The 18,820-nt window shown below is 71.5% G+C and carries 13 protein-coding genes and 2 pseudogenes; 6 read left to right on the top strand and 9 right to left on the bottom strand.

Going from position 1 to position 18,820, the window contains the following annotated elements; all coding sequences use genetic code 11:
* Positions 1-166: 166 nt before the first annotated feature.
* A pseudogene (locus O3W51_RS37540) lies at positions 167-1,136 on the top strand (NADP-dependent oxidoreductase).
* Between the two features lie 139 nt (positions 1,137-1,275).
* Here O3W51_RS37540 and O3W51_RS37535 read toward each other — a convergent pair.
* The 7 genes from O3W51_RS37535 to O3W51_RS37500 form a co-directional block, all read right to left on the bottom strand.
* Positions 1,276-1,740 carry a hypothetical protein gene (locus tag O3W51_RS37535; RefSeq protein ID WP_138355273.1) on the bottom strand — a complete coding sequence of 155 codons (465 nt, stop codon included), beginning with the start codon at positions 1,738-1,740 and terminating at the stop codon, positions 1,276-1,278.
* 234 nt (positions 1,741-1,974) lie between these two features.
* On the bottom strand, positions 1,975-3,198 hold the full coding sequence (locus O3W51_RS37530) for an FAD-dependent oxidoreductase (protein ID WP_269288533.1): 1,224 nt from the start codon (positions 3,196-3,198) through the stop codon (positions 1,975-1,977).
* A 247-nt stretch (positions 3,199-3,445) separates the two neighbouring features.
* A complete protein-coding gene (locus tag O3W51_RS37525; protein WP_232485127.1) occupies positions 3,446-4,177 on the bottom strand; it encodes a glycoside hydrolase domain-containing protein in 732 nt (243 codons plus the stop codon).
* A 379-nt stretch (positions 4,178-4,556) separates the two neighbouring features.
* Positions 4,557-4,883, bottom strand: coding sequence for a hypothetical protein (locus O3W51_RS49045; protein WP_443048384.1), 327 nt, complete (start codon positions 4,881-4,883; stop codon positions 4,557-4,559).
* A gap of 56 nt (positions 4,884-4,939) precedes the next feature.
* Positions 4,940-6,541, bottom strand: coding sequence for a ThuA domain-containing protein (locus tag O3W51_RS37510; RefSeq protein ID WP_138355275.1), 1,602 nt, complete (start codon positions 6,539-6,541; stop codon positions 4,940-4,942).
* 27 nt (positions 6,542-6,568) lie between these two features.
* Entirely contained in the window at positions 6,569-9,868 is a 3,300-nt protein-coding gene (locus O3W51_RS37505) for a carbohydrate-binding protein (RefSeq protein WP_381587350.1), read from the bottom strand.
* Between the two features lie 157 nt (positions 9,869-10,025).
* A complete protein-coding gene (locus tag O3W51_RS37500; protein ID WP_269288532.1) occupies positions 10,026-11,276 on the bottom strand; it encodes an ROK family transcriptional regulator in 1,251 nt (416 codons plus the stop codon).
* Positions 11,277-11,548: 272 nt separating this feature from the next.
* Here O3W51_RS37500 and O3W51_RS37495 point away from each other — a divergent pair, with 272 nt between their 5' ends.
* The 5 genes from O3W51_RS37495 (at position 11,549) to O3W51_RS37475 (ending at position 17,657) form a co-directional block, all read left to right on the top strand.
* Positions 11,549-13,039: a sugar ABC transporter ATP-binding protein gene (locus O3W51_RS37495; RefSeq protein WP_164298876.1), complete on the top strand. Its 1,491-nt coding sequence runs from the start codon at positions 11,549-11,551 to the stop codon at positions 13,037-13,039.
* A complete protein-coding gene (locus O3W51_RS37490; RefSeq protein WP_198357512.1) occupies positions 13,036-14,178 on the top strand; it encodes an ABC transporter permease in 1,143 nt (380 codons plus the stop codon). Before O3W51_RS37495 ends, O3W51_RS37490 begins: the two co-directional genes overlap by 4 nt.
* A 13-nt stretch (positions 14,179-14,191) precedes the next feature.
* Positions 14,192-15,244 carry a substrate-binding domain-containing protein gene (locus tag O3W51_RS37485; protein WP_269288531.1) on the top strand — a complete coding sequence of 351 codons (1,053 nt, stop codon included), beginning with the start codon at positions 14,192-14,194 and terminating at the stop codon, positions 15,242-15,244.
* An 88-nt stretch (positions 15,245-15,332) separates the two neighbouring features.
* On the top strand, positions 15,333-16,514 hold the full coding sequence (locus tag O3W51_RS37480; protein WP_198357513.1) for a Gfo/Idh/MocA family protein: 1,182 nt from the start codon (positions 15,333-15,335) through the stop codon (positions 16,512-16,514).
* Positions 16,515-16,649: 135 nt separating this feature from the next.
* Positions 16,650-17,657: a sugar phosphate isomerase/epimerase family protein gene (locus O3W51_RS37475; RefSeq protein WP_198357514.1), complete on the top strand. Its 1,008-nt coding sequence runs from the start codon at positions 16,650-16,652 to the stop codon at positions 17,655-17,657.
* Positions 17,658-17,661: 4 nt separating this feature from the next.
* On the opposite strand, the gene O3W51_RS37470 is transcribed toward O3W51_RS37475, so the two are convergent.
* Together O3W51_RS37470 and O3W51_RS37465 are read right to left on the bottom strand one after the other, a co-directional pair.
* Entirely contained in the window at positions 17,662-18,078 is a 417-nt protein-coding gene (locus O3W51_RS37470) for a hypothetical protein (protein WP_198357515.1), read from the bottom strand.
* A 37-nt stretch (positions 18,079-18,115) separates the two neighbouring features.
* Positions 18,116-18,820: pseudogene (locus O3W51_RS37465) on the bottom strand (hypothetical protein); the annotation flags it as partial.

Here is an 18,820-nt window from a genome sequence, read left to right as displayed (position 1 = left end):
CACGCCGGTTGCGTTGCCGCTCACGGCTCCCACCTGTGATGCTTTCCAAAAGATAGTAGTAGCCCTTGCAGGTAACCACTACCCCATGGGTAGCGTCCACGGTGTTGACGATAACCGGTCGGCGCGCCGTGTGCGCGCCGGCCCCACCCCCACCGGGAGCCATCAGATGAACGAGAAGCCGACCATGCGCGCGATCACCCAGGACACCTTCGGCGGCCCGGAGGTGCTGCATCTCACCGAGCTGCCGCGCCCGGAGCCGGTACCGCACGAGGTGCTGGTGCGGGTGCGTGCCGCCGGGGTCAACCCGGTCGACTGGAAGGACCCGGGAGGGCGGCGGCATGGCCGGTGCGCTGGGCGCGCCGCCGTTCGTGCTCGGCTGGGACGTCTCCGGCGTCGTGGAGCAGGTGGGGTTCGGCGTGCACACCCTGGAGGTCGGTGACGAGGTGTACGGGATGCCGTCGTTCCCCCGGGAGGCCGGCGCGTACGCCGAGTACGTGACCGCCCCGGCCCGGCACTTCGCCCGCAAGCCCGCCACGCTCGACCACGACCACGCCGCCGCGGTACCGCTCGCCGCGCTGACCGCCTGGCAGGCCCTGACCGTCACCGCCGGAGTCACCGCAGGTCAGCGGGTACTGATCCATGGCGCGGCGGGCGGGGTCGGGCACTTCGCCGTGCAGTTCGCCAAGCATCTGGGAGCGCACGTCACCGGGACCGCCCGCGCGCCGAAGCACGCCTGGCTGCGCGAACTGGGCGCCGACGAACTGGTCGACTACACCGCGGTCCGCTTCGAGGACGTGGTGCGCGACATCGACGTCGTCCTCGACCTGATCGGCGACGAGCACGACCGTACGAGTACCCGCTCGCTGGACAGGCTGCACCCCGGCGGGATCGTCGTCGCCGTCCCGTCGGGTGTCTCACCCGCGCTCATGGAGGCGGCGCGGGATCGCGGAGTGCGGGCCGCGGCGTATCTCGTGGAGCCCGACGGGGCCTCGCTGGCCACGATCGCCGAACTGATCGACAAGGGCGGCGTCACCGTCGAGGTCGAGGACGTCCTGCCGCTGGCGGAGGCCGCCGAGGCGCACCGTCGCGGCGAGCAGGGCCGCACGCGGGGCAAGCTCACCCTCCACGTCGCGTAAAGGGTCGGAAAGGCGTTCAAAGTGAACGTCAACCCTGAGGGATATCAAGGGTTGAGGGGTGGGGCTCCGTGAATCAACACGGGCCCCTCCCCGCATTCCCGACGGGGAGCCAGAAGGGCCGGTGACGAGGCGGCCTGGATCAGGACGGGTCGTGGTTGACCTCGGAGGCCATCCGCGGGTGGAGCACGCCGGGGTAGAGCCGGGCCTTGGCCACCGGCTCGGCGACGCCGCCCTGCGGCACCATCTCGACGACGCCCCAGGGGCTGTCCGGCAGGAGCACCGGGATCACGTACGAGGCCGAGCAGCCGACGCAGTCGTACTGGTCCTCCCAGACCTCCACGTCGACCAGGCTGCCGGGGTTGCGCGCGACGTGCTTGTGCAGGGCGTGGCAGCGGCCGCACTTCTCGCCGGGCTCGCAGGTGCTGCCGCACGGGCACGGGAGGTCGAGCCGGACGGGGGGCTGCCAACGCTGGACGCGGCACGCCTCCGCCGTCTGCGAGGTGTGGCGCATCGCCAGGATGTTGCGGGCGGCGACGTTGTACGTCTCGCCCGTCGCGGTCATCCGGTCGCGGATGACGTCCTTGCGGGCACGGTTCGTCGTCATACAGTCCTCCAGCGGTTTTCCACGCGGTCCCGCAGAAGGCCGGGAAGACCGGACTGAGGCGATGGCGTGAGTCGATGACCCTTGTCCTCGCCCTCGTGACCCACCAGCGCGGGCCCAGGCTCGGAACAGGCAGACGCGGCTGCCGTCCTCCACGGTACCCGGAATCGGTCACGCCGATTTCCCCCGCCGTGGCGGTGCCACGGCGGGGGACGGGCGGTGGTGGGCCGGCGCCGGTTACGCCGCGGCTCCGTCCGGGTGCGGGACGGCGGTGACCGGGGCGTCCCAGTCGATGCGGTAGCCGGCCTGCCAGGCCGACTTCTCCGGCTTGTTCAACTTCATGACCAGGGGGAGGAGCAGATCCCGCAGCACCCGGCCGACCGGTCCTGCGGCCTTGTTGCTGTTGGTGCGGTTGGCTTCCTTGATGATCCGCTCGACGCGGGGCCTGCGCAGGTCCTCGTAGGCCGCGAACGCCTCCTCGTGCGGCAGGTCACGCAGGCAGCGGGCCAGCTGGACGGCGCTTTCCATGGCGAGCGAGGCGCCCTGTCCCGAACTGGACGAGGCCGCGTGCGCCGCGTCGCCGATCAGCACCATCCGCCCCCGGCTCCAGGCCGGGACCCTCGGCATGTTCTCCATGGGGCCGGCGATCAGCAGGTCGGCGGGGTCGGTCTTCAGCAGCAGGTCCGCAGCGGGGACGCGATCGCCGGTGAACGATCCGGCCAGCACGCGCAGCCACTCCTCGGCGCCGGTCCGCCCGGCTTCGGCCACGGTCATCGGCTCGGGGTGCGGCAGGTTCACGAACCACACACCCGACGAGTCCTCGTGCACCTGGTAGCCGAGGAAGGCGCGCTTGCCGAACATCATGTACATCTTGCCGCCGGTCGGGGGCAGTCCGGTGTTCCTCACCGGGGCGCCGAAGCTGACCAGGCCGCCGTAGTTGGGTTGGGGCGCGTCCGAGTCGATCAGCGAGCGCACCGTGGAGCGGATGCCGTCCGCCCCGATCAGCACATCGGCCGTGGCCGTCGTCCCGTCCGCGAAGTGCGCGGTCACACCGTCGTCGCTCTCCTCCGCGGAGACCAGCCGCTTGCCGTGCACGGTGCGGACACCGCGGCGGGCCGCCTCGTCGTAGAGCACCCGGTACAGATCGGCGCGCCAGACGAACTGCGACGACTCGACGCCGGGCGGGCTGCCGAACTCGCCGAGCCGCTTGCCGTTCCAGCTCTGCAGCACGATGTGCGTGGTGGGCGTGCCGATGGCGCGTACGAGGTCGCCGACTCCGATGACGTCGAGGGCGCCCAGACCGTTGGGCGCCAGGCCCAGCCCGCCTCCCACACCGTCCGCCCTGCTGTCGTAGGCCTCGTACACGGTGGCTTCGATACCGGCTTGGTGCAGGGCGATCGCGGCAACCGGGCCGCCGATGCCGCCGCCGATGACGAGGGCGGTTCGGATGGTGGAGCGCATGACGTGGTCCTTTCCCAGCGGGTTTGTGCGGACACCGCAAGCATCGCATATCCACTAGTTGCAAGTCAACTAGTGGATATGAACCTATGCATCGGTTCATGGTTCACAAGGAGCGCAGGCGAAGCCTTCCCGCTCAAAACGCGAAAACCCCCGCGCCGTCACGGCAGCGGAGGTTTTCGGGCGGAGTTCTTCGGAGGGAGCGTCCGGTCGTCGGGGACCTGGGAGCGGGCACCCTGGTTGCGGCCGGTCAGCCGACCACGGCGACGGGGGCGTCCCAGGCGTTGTGGTCGACGGTGACCGTGGCCCCGCCGAAGGTCTCCTTCTTGTTCACCGCGTACTGGTGGCCGCGGCGGTGGCCGGTCCACAGGGTGGAGGCGAAGGGGAAGCCGGTCGTGGTGTCGGCGTTGTTGTCGTAGCGGGCGTACCAGAGGGCGTTCGGGAGGTCCGCCGTGTGGTTGCCGGCGGCGGTGGCGATCGCGGCGGCACTGGACTGGCTGAACCCGTAGAAACCGGCCCAGTAGCCCTTCGCGTGCGCCGCCCGGTCCCAGGCCTGCACATAGGTCAGCACGGACTGGACGCACGAGGCGTTGCTGATGTCGTACGCCTCCATGTCCAGATAGATCGCACTGCCGGAGCGCATCCCCAGCGCGGACGCCTTCGCGACGGCGTCCGCGCCGTCCGACGTGCCCAGCGAGGCGGCGTTGGCGGCGGTGATCCGCTCGGGGTTGTTGCTCGTCTGGCACGGCGGCTGCGCCCCGACGTACAGCGGGATCAGCTGCCAGCCGGCCGCGTGCACGGACCGTACCCAGGAGTTGGTGAGCTGCGGCTGCGCACAGCCGCGGTTCTTCCCGCCGATGTAGACGGCGGCGGCGCCGTACGGCGAGCTCTTGCGCCAGGCGTTCATGGTGGTCAGGTTCGGGGCGGTGCAGGTGTCGAAGGCCTGACCGGTGAACACCCGCGACGCCGGCAGCTGCACCAGGCTGTTGGACTGCCCCGGCGGCTGCTTGACACCGGAGTGCGTGCCCGCGGCCGTGGTGGCGGCCGGGGTGGCGTGGGCGGACGGGCCGCCCGGGGCTCCGGCCGGCGGCGTGGTGCCTCCGGGGGAGGAGGCACCCGCTGCCGGCTCGGCCGCTCCTGAGGCGGACGGCTTGGCGGTTCCGGCGGTGGAGCCGGTGCCGGTGGCGCCGTCCGGCGCCGTCCCGTCGGCGAGGTTCTTGGACTGCTGCGTGCCGTCGTGCCCCCGCGAGGACACGGCCTCGGCCGCAACGGCGCCGCCGCCCGCGAGCAGGATCAGGCTGGCGACGGACAGCGCTATGTAGCGGCGCTGCTTGGGCTGGCGACGGTTCGGCACGGAGTCCTCAACAGGTGGGCGGGACGGCCCGGATCAGGACCGGCGGTTCGGTGATCGACTGAGTACATATCACTTTCTCCGCCGTGTCACCAAAACCCTGGAGGTCGAGCTGGTATTCGGCGGACCGGTGGGTCGGCACGTAGCCCAGTCCGTCGTCCATGGCGCGGCGCGACGCGGCGAACGTCCCGGCGAGGTCGTCGGGGACGGTTCCGGCCCAGGAGACCAGCCGGCAGCCGGGGTGCGGGCGTTCGGTGAGCGCGGCGAGGTCCGCGCGCTCCAGCGGGAGCCGGGCGTAGGTGAGTGCCAGGACCTTGCGGGGCGGGTGCGTGCGCACTCCCGCCCGCCCGAACCGGTCAGCCGGTCCGGGCAGTCGGCCACCCGGTCGGCCGGTCAGCCGGTCCGGGTCAGCGTGAGGTCGTCGACGTCGAACAGGAATCCGCCGCCGCCGTTGAAGACGAGGAACAGGCCGGTGCCCGCCCTCGGGGTGAGAGACGCGGCGGTATCGGTGAAGGTGTCCCAGCTGCCGGTGACCGGGACGGTGACGGTGCCGAGCAGCGGTCCGGTGGGGGATCCGGCGTGGACGGCGGTGGTGCCGCCGGAGCCCGCCGAGGCGACCCGCAGGGAGATCCGGGTGAGGTGGGAGGTGTCCTCGGCGGCGAAGCCGATCCAGTCGCCGGCCTCGATGTAGCCGGCGGTGCGAGCGCCGTGGGCTCCCGCGTGGTCGGCGGCCTGGACTCCGTTCTGGCTGGTCCAGTTCTCGGCCTGGAGCGTGGTCGTGGTGGGGGCCGTCGAGCCGGGGGTGAGGGTGATGTCGTCGACGTCGAACAGCGCGCCCTGGCCTCCGGAGTAGGTCAGGTACAGGCCCGGTGCGGTGCCGGACGTCAGGGGCGTCGACACGTTCGTGAACGTCTCCCAACTCCCGGTCACCGGCACGGCGACGGAACCGAGGAGCGGACCCGTGGCGGAACCGGAGTGGAATCCGATGGTGCCGCCCGCGCCCGCGGAGGCGACCCGCACCGTCACCGTCGAAGCGGTCCGCGGGTCGAGGGCGGCGTAGCCGCTCCAGTCACCGTTGTCGATGTAGCCGGCGGTCGCTCCGCCGTGCGCCGCCGCGTGCGCGGCGGCCTGGACCCCGCTCTGGCTGCTCCAGGCCTCCCCTTGCACGGTGGTGCCGACGGGGGTGCCGATGGGGTTGTCGCAGGCGGAGCTGACGGCTCCCGCGACGGTGCGGATGCCGCCCAGGACCAGCGTGGTGAACGCGGGATCGGCCCAGCTCTCCTGGGTGTGGCCCATGCCGGTGTACCAGGCGCGTCCGCCGTCGTAGGGGTGGCACCAGGTGTTGGGATGGTCGCCGCCCATGGTGCCGCCGGAGTAGCTGCTCTCGTCGAGCGCGGTCAGGACGTGCACCTGCGCCCGGGGGTTGGCGCGGTAGTTGTACCACTCGTCGGTGCGGGTCCAGCGGGCCGGAAGGTGCGCGGTGGCCGGGTCGGTGCGGTCCTCGACGGCGACGGCGGCCTGCTGGATGGCGGGATGCGAGTCGAAGTACGCCCCGACCAGGCTTCCGTACCAGGGCCAGTCGTACTCGGTGTCGGCCGCGGCGTGCACTCCCGCGTAGCCGCCGCCCGAGCGGATGTACTGCTCGAACGCGGACTGCTGGGCGGCGTCGAGGACGTCCCCGGTGGTGCTGAGCCAGATCACCGCCTGGTACTGGCCGAGGTTGGCGGTGGTGAAGGCGGCGCTGTCCTCGGTGGCGTCGACACCGAAGCCGTTGTCCTGGCCGAGTTTCTGGATGGCGGCGATCCCGGCCGGTATGGAGTCGTGCCGGAAGCCGGCGGTCTTGGAGAAGACCAGCACCTTGAAGGCCGGAGCGGCCTGGGCGGAGCAGGTCAGGGCGAAGGGGGCGAGCAGGCCGAGCAGCGCGGCGGCCAGGGCCGGCAGCAGCGGCCGGCGGGGCGCGCCGTGCGTGCGGCGGAACCGGATGGATGGGTACATGGAGTGCCTTTCCGCAAGATAGGTGAGTCAGGCGCTGCGGGTGAGGGTGAAGTCGTCCACGTCGAAGAGGTAGTCGCTGCCGCCGGTGAAGGTCAGGCAGAGCGTCGTGGCGGGGTTGGCGGTGAGCGTCGTGGAGACGTCGGCGAAGGTCTCCCAGCCGCCGGTGCCGGTGACGGCCACGGTGCCCAGGACCGTTCCGGTGGCCGATCCGGCCCGGATCTGGAGGGTGCCGCCGGCTCCGGCGGAGGCGACCCGGGCGCTGAAACCGGTGACCTTGGACAGGTCGGTGCCGGCGTACGTCGCCCAGTCGCCGCTGTTGATGTAGCCGGCGGTCTTCCCGCCGTGCGCGGCCGCGTGGTCGGCGGGCTGCAGTCCACCGGTGGCGGTCCAGCTCTCCGCCTGGGTGACGGTGGTGAGGGCGGCACCGTTGGTGACGGTGAAGTCGTCGACATCGAAGAGCGAACCGCCGGTGCCGCCGTGGAAGACCAGGAAGAGCCCGCTCGTCGTGGAGGGGGTCAGTGGGAACGTCAGGCTGGTGTAGTTCTCCCAGCCGCCGGTGACGGGGACGGTGACACTGCCGAGCAGCGGTCCGGTGGCCGATCCGGCACGGGCTTCGAGGGTGCCGCCGATGCCGCCGGAGGCGACCCGTACGGTCAGCCCGTTGGCATGTGTGAGGTCGGTTCCGCCGTATCCTGCCCAGTCGTTGTTGTCGATGTAGCCGAGGGTCTGGCCGCCGTGCGCGGTGGCGTGCGGGGCGATCTGCACGCCGGCGGAACTGGTGAACGCCTCACCCTGGACGGCGCCCGGCACCGTGCCGGACCCGCCGAACGTGAACTGGTCGAGGTCGTAGAGGTTCCCCGTACCGCCCTTGAACACCCAGTACAGGGTGTGGGTGCCGGTCGGGGCGGTGACGGTTCCGGTGACGTCGGTGAAGGTGTTCCAGTCGCCGGTGACCGGGACCGTGGCGGATCCGATGAGCGTGCCGGTGGGGGAGTCGGCCCGCAGTTCGAGGGTGCCGCCGGAGCCGGCCGAGGAGGCGCGGGCGGTGAAGGTGGTGATGCCGGCCAGGTTGTAGGGGGTGAACGAGATCCAGTCGCCGTTCTCGATGTAGCCGACGGTCGTGCCGCCCCCGGCCGCGTCATGGCCGGCGGGCTGGACGCCGCTGGAGCCGGTGTAGTACTCGGCCTGCTTGGTCGCGGTGGGTGTGACGTTGGTGGCGGTGCCGGTCAGCGCGGGCTGGCCGTTCGCGCCGTTGTCGGTGTACGAGGCGCGCCAGACGCCGAACAGGTTGGCGGAGCCTGCGTGTTCACCGTCGACGACGGTCTGGATGGTGCCCGAGCAGCCGGTCGCGTCGGTCATGGCATGCGCGTGGCTGTCGTGCCCGAGCAGGTACTGGACCTGCACCCGGGAGCAGTCGACGGCGCTGTCCTCGGCGTCGGTGACGGTGACCCGGAAGGGGACGGCGTCGCCGAAGTGGAAGATCTGGCCGTTGGCGGGCGCGGTGACGGTCAGCACCGGCGCGGTGTTGCCGACGGTGACGGTGACGCTCGCGGTGCCGGTCAGCCCGTGGGTGTCGGTGACGGTGAGCTTCGCCGGGTACTGGCCGTTGGCGGCGTAGGTGTGCGACGGGTCCGCGGCGGTGGAGTCGGTGCTGCCGTTGCCGTCGAAGTCCCAGGCGTAGGTGAGCGCGTCGCCGTCGGGGTCGGTGGTGCCGGCGGAGGAGAAGGTGACCGCGAGTGGCGCCCGGCCCGAGGACGGGGTGGCGGCGGCCTGGGCGACGGGTGCGCGGCCGCCGGCGCCGATCGCCTCGATGCGGTACAGCCCGGAGAAGGAGTCGCCGTCACCGAAGCCGGTGCCGTAGTCCAGGACGTACAGGGCGCCGTCCGGGCCGAAGGCCATGTCCATCACCTGGGTGCCGGTCCAGGGGAAGTCGGTGATGGTGCCCGCGCTGCCGTCCGCGTTGACCTGCACGTCCTTGATCCAGCGGCGGCCGAACTCGCCGATGAAGGCATGCCCGTCGTAGGACTGCGGGAACTTCACCGAGGAGGAGAGGTTCGGGTCGTAGTGGTAGACCGGGCCGCCCATGGGTGACTCGCTGCCGCAGCCGAACTGGGCGACGCTGCAGTCGTCGTACTTGATCCAGGACGACCGGGCGGCCGGCAGCTTGCTGATGCCGGTGTTGTTGGGCGAGCTGTTGACGGGGCCGCCCGCGCAGTCGAACTTCGCGCCCGAGGTGCTGGTGCCGAAGTCGAAGGCGTTGTACGTCTCGTTGGTGGTGTTGGTGCCGGTGCAGTACGGCCATCCGTAGAAGCCGGGCGAGGTCACCCGGTCGAACTCGACCTGGCCGCCCGGTCCCCGGGTGGCGTTCAGCGCGCCGGCGTCGGGCCCGTAGTCGCCGATGTAGACGGTGCCGGTGGGGCGGTCGACGCTCATACGGAACGGGTTGCGGAAGCCCATCGCGTAGATCTCGGGCCGGGTCTTCGCCGTGCCCGGCGCGAACAGGTTCCCGGCCGGGACGGTGTAGGTCCCGTTGGCCTCGGGGTGGATGCGCAGCAGCTTGCCGCGCAGGTCGTTGCTGTTGGCGGCGGAGCGCTGGGCGTCGTAGGCGGGATTGCGTGACGCGCGGGTGTCCAGCGGGCTGTAGCCGTCGGAGGAGAAGGGGTTGGAGTCGTCGCCGGTGGTCATGAAGAGGTTGCCCGCGGCGTCGAAGTCCAGGTCGCCGCCGACGTGGCAGCACATGCCGCGGTTGGTGGCGATCTGCAGGAGCTGCTTCTCGCTGGCCGGGTCGATGGTGTTGTCGGCCCGCAGGGTGAAGCGGGAGAGCTGGTTGTGCCCGGCGAAGGGTGCGAAGTCGGCGGCGGTCCCGTCGGAGGGGGCGTCGCCCGCCGGGGTGTTCAGGACGGGGGAGTAGTAGACGTAGATCCAGTGGTTGGTGGCGACGGCCGGGTCGGTGGTGATGCCCTGGATGCCCTCCTCGTCATGGGTGTAGACGGGCAGCGTGCCCGCGACGGACGTGGTGCCGCCGGCGTCGGTCTTGAAGATGGTGCCGCGCCGGTCGGTGTGCAGGACCGTGCGGTCGGGGAGCACCGCCAGGCTCATCGGCTCGCCGGTCTGCGCGGTGCCCCGCGCGAGCTGGACCTGCTGGAAGGCGGCCGCGGCGGCTGCGGCGTCCGGGTGCGGGCCGTCGTGCGCGGCCGCCGGGGTGATGGCTCCGGTGGCGCCCAGCAGGAGCAGCGCCGAGGCGAGGAGAGCGGTGAACAGGGTGCGGAACCGGACGCGGCGTGGACGTGGACGTCTCGCGGGCCTTGCGGGCAGGACTGAACGCACGGGGTTCCCCTTCCAGGGCAGCGCGAAGCCGCCTTGCGGAAAGGACGCCCCGCCGAGGCGTCCGGTGACCGGTCCTCCTGAACTCTCAGGAGGTGTTCGTTAGTTGAGGGGAGAAAGTAAGTGGGCCGGGAGCAGTCGTCAAGAGGTCCCGCACCGGTTATCGGTGCGCCGCGGAGCCGCTGCGCGGCAGCGGGAGCCGCGCGGTGTCGATGGCGTCGATGATCGACGACGCTCCGCCCCTGGCCGCCGCGGTGAAGCCGAGGGTGGACAGCGCGACCTGGCAGCCGCCGAGGTTGGGCGCGATGGTGTGCGCGGCGAGCGTCCGCCGGGCGGGCGGCATGATCCAGGGCGCCAGCGTCACGAAGTAGCCGCCGAGGATGAGGGCCTGAGGGTTGAACAGATTGAGCAGGATCGCCGATCCGCGGCCCAGCCACTCGCCGACCCGGACCAGCGCGGCGGTCGTCCGCGGGTCGCCGGCCTCGGCCCGGCGGGCCACCTCGGCGACCTTCGCGGCCAGGTCGGTCAGCGGCTGCGCCGTACTGCCGGCCAGGTCCGGAGCCGCCTGCTGGATGATCGAGCCGATGCCGACCAGCGCTTCGAAGCAGCCTCTGCGGCCGCAACCGCACAGCGGACCGTCCTGCATCAGCGTGATGTGCCCGACCTCGCCGCCGTACCCCGAAGAGCCGCGCATCAGTGCGCCGTTGATGATCACGCCGCCGCCCACGCCGACCTCGCCGGTCAGATAGACGAGGTTCTGGGTGTGCGCCAGCGCACCGCGCCGGTACTCGCCGACCGCCCCGAGGTTGGCGTCGTTGTCCAGCGACAGGGCGACGCTGCTGTCGTCGAGCTGCTCCCGGAAGCGGTCGACGAGCGGGAACTCGTGCCAGCCGAGGTTCGGCGCCTCGGCCACCTCGCCGTCGGAGGTGCCGATCAGACCGGGGACCGCGATGGTGATGCCGAGCACCTCGCGGTGCTGGCGTGCCATCTCGCCCATCGCCCGGCGGGCCAGGTCGGCCAGTCGGACGACACAGCCCTCGGCGCCCAACTCGGCTGCCTGGACCGGCTCGTGCCAGGTCAGGACGTCACGTTCGGCCAGGTCGACCATGACCGCCGACAGATAGTCGACGTTCACCTCCAGGCCGAGCGCCGTGAAACGCCGGCCGTCGAGGGTGAGCATGACGGCGGGCCGGCCGATCCGCCGCTCCTCGCTCGCCCCCACTTCGACGACGATGCCACGGGTGATCAGCTCGGCGACGATGTTGGAGATGGTGGCCTTGTTCAGCCCGGTACCGGCGGCCACTTCGGCCCGCGAACACGGTGCTTCGCGGCGGATGAAGCGCAGGACGACGGCGAGATTGGTCTCCCGGACATCGATGAAGTCGACAGCTCCGCTGCTGACGGGCCGCATGGCACACCCCTTTGTGCGAAGCATTGACAGTCGTTAGTCGCGACCACAAACTAAGTCGCACCGCACCGGGGCGTCAAGGTTCCGACTGCCCCTCACGTCACCTTAATCGACCGGTAATCGCAGGTCACAGAGGTGCGCCAGGACCGGTGCCGCTCCGCCGCACAGCCGCACACGTACCGCCGCTCAGCACCACAGCCGCTTACGTACCGCCGCTTTCTGGCGCCACCGAGGAGGTCCCCGTGACCGCCACCGAAGATCCACCCCTGCTCGCGATGCGGGGAATCGTCAAGGAGTTCCCGGGCGTCCGCGCCCTGGACGGGGTGGACCTCGAGGTCCGCGCCGGCGAAGTGCACTGTCTGCTGGGGCAGAACGGGGCCGGCAAGTCCACGCTGATCAAGGTGCTGTCCGGCGCCCACCACCCCGACGCGGGCGAACTGCTGTGGCAGGGCGAGCCGGTACGGCTCTCCCACCCCACCGCCGCCATGCGGCTCGGCGTCGCCACCATCTATCAGGAACTCGACCTCGTGCCCGGCCTCAGCGTGGCCGAGAACATCTTCCTCGGCCATGAACCGGCTTCCTTCGGTGTCACCCGGCGCGGCGAGATGCACCGCAACGCCCGTGAACTGCTCGGACGCCTCGGCCACGCCGAGATCCCGCCGTGGAAGCCGGTCGGCCAACTGCCCGCGGCGGCGCAGCAGGTCGTCAGCATGGCCCGCGCGCTGTCGCACGACGCCCGGCTGATCGTGATGGACGAACCCTCCGCCGCCCTCGCGCACGACGAGGTCACCAACCTCTTCCGGATCATCCGCGAGCTCGCCGCCACCGGGGTGGCCGTCGTCTACATCTCGCACCGGCTGGAGGAGATCCGCGAGATCGGCGACCGCATCACCGTCCTCAAGGACGGCCGCACCCGGGCCGTCGGACTGCCCGCCCGCACCACCCCGACCGCCGACGTGGTCGCCCTGATGACCGGCCGCGCCGTGGAGCACACCTTCCCGCGCCGGCCCGCGCCGGGAATGCGCAAGGGCGGTCCCGAAGTGCTGCGCGTCGAGGGGCTGTCGGTGGCGGGCCGCGTCCACGACGTCTCGTTCAGCGTCCGGGCCGGCGAGATCGTCGGGATCGCGGGGCTGGTGGGCTCCGGCCGCTCCGAGATCCTGGAGGGGATCTACGGCGCCCGTACCCCGCTGGCCGGCCGCGTCCTGCTCGGCGGTGCGCCCCTGCGCCCCGGCAGCACCACGGCGGCCGTCCGCCGGGGCATGGGCTTCGCCCCGGAAGAACGCAAGTCGCAGGCGCTCCTCATGTTGGAGAGCGTCGGACGCAACATCACCGTCGCCTCGCTCAGCCGCTACACCCGCTACGGCTGGTTCGACCGCCGCCGCGAATCGGCCGACGCGGCCCAGCAGATCGCCGCCGTACAGCTGCGCCCCGACGATCCGGAGCGGCCGGTACGCACCCTGTCGGGCGGCAACCAGCAGAAGGCGGTGCTGGCCCGCTGGCTGCTGCGCCGCTGCAAGGTGCTGCTGCTGGACGAACCGACCCGTGGCGTCGACGTCGGCGCCCGCAGCGAGCTGTACGCGCAGATGAGGGCGCTGGCCGACGCGGGTCTCGCGATCGTGCTGGTGTCCAGCGAGGTGCCGGAGGTACTCGGTCTGGCCGACCGGATCCTCGTGCTCCGCGAAGGCCGGGTGATCCACGCCTGTGACGCGGTGGACATCGACGAACACGGGGTCCTCGACCTGGTGATGGAAGGAAGCGCGCTATGAGCGACACACCACACGCCCCCGCCCCGGGCCTCTCCGCTCCCGCCGACATCCCCACCGCCGTTCCCGAGGCGGACGAGCACCGCCGGGTGGAGGAGCTCGCCGCGCACGCCGCCAAGGAGGGCGTACGCACCGGGCCGTTCGCCTCCCTGGGCGGGATCGGCGGGCTCGGGGGACGCGGCGGGGGATCCGGCGGCGGCCGGGGCGCCGGCGCGCTGCGGCATCTGGCGCTGGTGATCGCCCTCGGCATCCTGTGCGGCATCGGGGCCGTCACCAAGGGCAGCAGCTTCGCGACCACCAGCAACATGGTGCTGATCCTCAGCCTCGCCGCGGTGATCGGGGTGGTCACCGTCGGGATGACGTTCGTCATCATCGGCGGCGGCATCGACCTGTCGGTCGGCGCGCTGATCGCGCTCGCGTCGGTGTGGTCGACCACCACCGGCAGCCAGGCCCAGGGCCCGGCCGTCATGATCTTCACCTCCGTACTGGTCGGCACGCTCTGCGGGTTGCTGAACGGTCTGCTGATCGCCTACGGGCGGCTGGTCGCGTTCATCGTGACGCTGGCGACGATGGTCGCCACCCGCGGTCTGGCCGAACAGCTCTCCGACCGCAAGTCGCAGATCGTCACCGCGGACACGTTCCTGTCCATCGCCGAGACCCGCTGGCTGGGCATGCCGCTGCTGGTCTACATCTTCGCCGCGGTCGTCGTGCTGGGCTGGCTGGTGCTGAACCGCACCACGTTCGGCCGCCGCACCTTCGCCGTCGGCGGCAACCCGGAGGCCGCCCGGCTGGCGGGCATCAACGTCCGGCTGCACACCTGTCTGCTCTACGTGGTCTCCGGTTTCTGCTGCGGAATCGCCGCCGTGATGCTCACCGCGCAGGCCAACACCGGTGCGAGCACCCACGGCATGCTCTACGAACTCAACGCCATCGCCGCGGTCGTCGTCGGCGGGACGCTGCTGACCGGCGGCTTCGGCTCCGTGCTCGGCTCGATCCTCGGCGTCCTGGTCTTCACGACCATCACCGACCTGTTCATCCTCAACAACCTCACCACCCCCATCCAGGAGATCGCCCAGGGCGCGATCATCATCGCCGTCCTGCTCATCCAGCGCTGGGGCCGTGGCCGGTCCGTCACCACCTGATTCGGAGACCGATATGAGCACCAGCTTGGACCGCAGACACGTCCTCTTCGGCGGGGCGGCGATCGGCGCGGGCGCCCTCCTCACCGGATGCACCAACAGCAGCGACAACGACAAGAGCGCCCCGCAGGTGAAGGCCGGCGCGTCCTCGTCGGGAGCGACCGCGGGCAAGGCGGTCACCATCGGGTTCTCGGCCCCGGCCGCCGACCACGGCTGGACCGCCGCGATCACCATCAACGCCAAGGCACAGGCCCAGCAGTACTCCGACGTCACCCTCAAGGCGACCGAGGGCACCAACGACGTCGCCGCGCAGATCCAGCAGGTGCAGTCGCTGATCGACGCCAAGGTGGACGCGCTCGTCATCCTGCCCTTCGACGGCAAGGCCCTCACCGAGATCGCCAAGAAGGCGATGGCGTCCGGTATTCCGGTGATCAACCTGGACCGGATCTTCGCCAGCGGACTGGCCTACCGGACCTGGATCGGCGGCGACAACTACGGCATGGGCGTGAACGCAGGCAACTTCATCGCCCGCCGGATGAAGGCGGCGGGCAAGAGCGACCCGGTCATCGTCGAGGTCGCCGGGATCGACAGCCTCGAACTCACCCAGCAGCGCAGCAAGGGCTTCAAGGACGCGCTGGCCGCCAACGGGCTGCGGCTGGCGGCCCGGCAGGCCGCCGACTTCACCGCCGCCACCGGCCAGCGGGTCACCGCGCAGCTGCTGCAGGCCACTCCGAAGATCGACGCGATGTGGAACCACGACGACGACCAGGGGATCGGCGTGCTCGCGGCGATCAAGCAGGCGCAGCGCGACAAGGAGTTCGTCGTGGTCGGGGGCGCCGGATCCCGCAAGGCCATGGAGTCGATCAAGGCCGACGACAGCCCGGTGAAGGCCACCGTGCTCTACAGCCCGAGCATGGCGTCGTCCTCGATCACCGTGGCCCGGCTCATCGCCCAGGGCCATGGCATGGCCGACCTCGTCGAGCACGAGGTACCGGCCTCGGTCACCACCTTCTCGGCGGTGGTGACGAAGGAGAACGTCGACCAGTACATGGCCGTCGGCTTCTCGTAACCACCCGGCCGGACGGCGGCACGGCCGTTCCGGAAACGAACGACGGAAACGAACGACGGAAACGAACGACGGAAAGGGATCGACGACGATGTCCCCAGCACAGCCACCGGCCCTCGGCGTCGGCCTGGTCGGGTACTCCTTCATGGGGCGCGCCCACTCCCAGGCCTGGCGGTCCGTGGGCGCGTTCTTCGAGCTGCCTCGCCGCCCCGCGATGGTGGCCGTCGCCGGCCGGTCGGGTCCCGATGTGGCGCGCGCAGCGGAACAGCTCGGCTGGGCCGAGGCCGTCACCGATGTGAAGGAGCTGCTGGTCCGCGACGACATCCACGTCCTGGACATCTGCACTCCCGGCGACAGTCATGCCGAGCTGGCCGTCGCCGCGCTGGAGGCCGGCAAGCACGTGCTGTGCGAGAAGCCGCTCGCCAACACCGTCGCCGAGGCCGAGGCGATGACGGCGGCCGCCGAACGGGCCGCCGCCCGCGGTGTCCGCTCCATGGTCGGCTTCAACTACCGGCGGGTGCCGGCCATCGCGCTCGCCCGCCGGCTGGTGGCCGACGGCAGACTGGGGCGGATCCGGCACATCCGCGCCCAGTACCTCCAGGACTGGATCACCGATCCGCTGTTCCCGCTGGTGTGGCGGCTGCAGAAGGAACGGGCGGGCTCCGGCGCCCTCGGCGACATCGGCGCGCACATCATCGACCTGGCGCAGTTCGTCGGCGGCTCCCGGATCACCGGCGTCTCGGCGGTGACCGAGACCTTCGTCAAGGAACGCCCGCTCGCCGGCACCTCGGACGGGCTCACCCCGGGAGCGGCGGCCGGCGGGACGGGTCCGGTGACGGTCGACGACGCCGCCCTGTTCACCGCGCGCACCGCGGCCGGCGCGCTCGCCTCGTTCGAGGCCACCCGGTTCGCCGCGGGCCGTAAGAACGCCCTGCGGATCGAACTCAACGGATCCGAGGGGTCACTGGCCTTCGACTTCGAGTCGATGAACGACCTCTGGTTCCACGACCACACCGAGAACGCGCGGACCGCCGGTTTCCGCCGCATCCTCGTCACCGAACCCGACCACCCCTACGCCGGCGCCTGGTGGCCGCCCGGCCATCTCCTGGGCTACGAGCACAGCTTCACCCATGAGATCCGGGACTTCGTGCAGGCGATCGGGGACGGTTCCGATCCCGCACCGTCGTTCGCCGACGGACTGCAGGTGCAGCGGGTGCTGGCCGCCGTCGAGGCCAGCGCGCGCGACGACAGCCGGTGGACACCGGTCGGCTGACCCAGGACCTCGTTCGACCGCCCCCCTCAGCGCGGGGTGGTGGCTCCTGCCGCCGACAGGCGCCGCCGCCCCGCTTTCCACCGGCCGTCCGACAGCCGACGACCGGACCGACCCGCTTCCCGCCGGAGGACCGCCATGCCCCGTCCCGTCACCCTCTTCACCGGCCAGTGGGCGGACCTGCCCTTCGAGGAGGTCTGCGCGCTCGCCTCCGGCTGGGGATACGACGGCCTGGAGATCGCCTGCTGGGGCGACCACTTCGAGGTCGACCGCGCGCTCGCCGACAGCAGTTACGTACCGCGGCGGCTGGAGATTCTGGAGAAGCACCACCTCAAGGTGTGGGCGATCTCCACACACCTCGTCGGCCAGGCCGTCTGCGACCACCCCATTGACCAGCGCCACCAAGACATCCTCCCGGCCCGCATCTGGGCCGACGGCGACGGCGAAGGGGTACGCCGCCGTGCGGCGCAGGAGTTGAAGGACACCGCCCGCGCCGCCGCACTGCTGGGCGTCGACACCGTGGTCGGATTCACCGGCTCGTCGATCTGGCACACCGTCGCCATGTTCCCGCCCGCGCCCGCCGCCATGATCGAAGCGGGCTACCAGGACTTCGCCGACCGCTGGAACCCGATCCTCGACGTCTTCGACACCGAGGGCGTCCGGTTCGCCCACGAGGTGCACCCGTCGGAGATCGCCTACGACTACTACACGACGGTCCGCGCGCTGGAGGCCATCGGCCACCGGCCCGCGTTCGGTCTCAACTGGGACCCCTCGCACTTCGTCTGGCAGGACCTCGACCCGGTGAACTTCATCCTCGACTTCGCCGACCGGATCTACCACGTCGACTGCAAGGACGCCAAGGTCCGCACCGGGGACGGGCGGCGCGGCAGGCTCTCCTCGCACCTCCCGTGGTCCGACCTCCGGCGCGGCTGGGACTTCATCTCCACCGGGCACGGCGACGTGCCCTGGGAGGACAGTTTCCGGGCGCTGAACGCCATCGGCTACACCGGACCGCTCAGCGTCGAATGGGAGGACGCGGGCATGGACCGGCTGTTCGGTGCCCCCGAAGCGCTGGCCTTCGTGCGCCGCCTGGCGGCGATCGAACCCCCCGCCGCCTCGTTCGACGCGGCGTTCTCCGCGAAGTGAACGCTCAGCGGGAGCCGGGCGACGGCAGCAGCAGGTAGGCACCGCCGGTGCCGTCGACGTGCACGACATGTGCGCCGACCCGGACGACCTGGCCCGGTCCTGCCCGCCAGGCGCCGCACGGGCCGCCGCCGTCCGGGAGAGGTCCCCAGATCTCCCGGAAGGTGCTGCCGTCGGGGTTGGTGCCGGTCTCGGTCAGGTTCTCGCCGTCCGGCCTGAGCGTGCCGGTGTCGTCGCCGGCCTCGCCCACGTCATGGTGGAAGCGGACCTGCTCACCGTCGTACGAGGTACGGCCGGCGAAACCGCGGCTGTCCGCGTAGTACGCGCCGGCCTGCAACCACACCACATGGTGGTCCTCGCGCAGCGGTCCGCCGTCGCGGCTGATTCCGGCGCGCAGCCACGCGCCGCGGGTGGGAACGTTCATGCCGCCCAGCCTGCCCGACGCGGTACCACCCCGTCGGTCATGCGAGGAGCTTGCCGGCCCGCGCGTACGCCCACTGCAGCAGACCCGCGGTGACGGCCGCGCTCACACACACCGTGAGGAGGAGATGCTCAGCCGTCGGTGTGTGCAGGGCGAGCACGAAGGGAACGATCAGCGCGGCGATCGCCACCAGCGGTCCCGACAGGTACCAGGCCAGGAAGAGCACCGGGCCGACGCTGCCGGTCGGACTCTGCGCGGGCGACAGCAGCAGATGCTGCTTGGACACACCCCGGCAGGCGTTCACCAGGCCGGCGGCGACGAACGCCGGCACCACGGCCGGCGCCAGCGCGACGCGCACCCCGCCGCCGAGCAGCACCACGCAGACCCCCGCGACCAGGGCGAACACCAGCCCCAGGACCACGGGCACGATGGTGTGCCGCAGCATGAGGCCGCCGTACGGGTACGGGGACCACGAACCGCGCCGGGTGTCGTCGGTCTCCAGCCGGGCCGGTTCCAGAAGCTGTGCGACGGCCCAGTAGCCGAAGACCAGTGCGGCGGCCGTGGCAGCGACGCCCCCGGCGTGCCGTGAGTCGGCGGCCACGACCGCGCTCAGGACCGCGAGCACGGACAGCAGAACGGAACGCCCGATCCGGCCGGGGGCGTGGATCAGCGCGAGCGCGTCGCGCCACGGCACGGCCAGGGCCGCGTGGCGCGGGGCGGGCAGCTGCAGCCGCGCGGGGCGCGG

The organism is Streptomyces sp. H39-C1 (assembly GCF_027158125.1).
GTDB classification, from domain to species: domain Bacteria; phylum Actinomycetota; class Actinomycetes; order Streptomycetales; family Streptomycetaceae; genus Actinacidiphila; species Actinacidiphila fildesensis.
The sequence above is the reverse complement of the archived record's forward strand: the minus strand, read 5'-3'. Positions and strand labels throughout refer to the sequence as shown.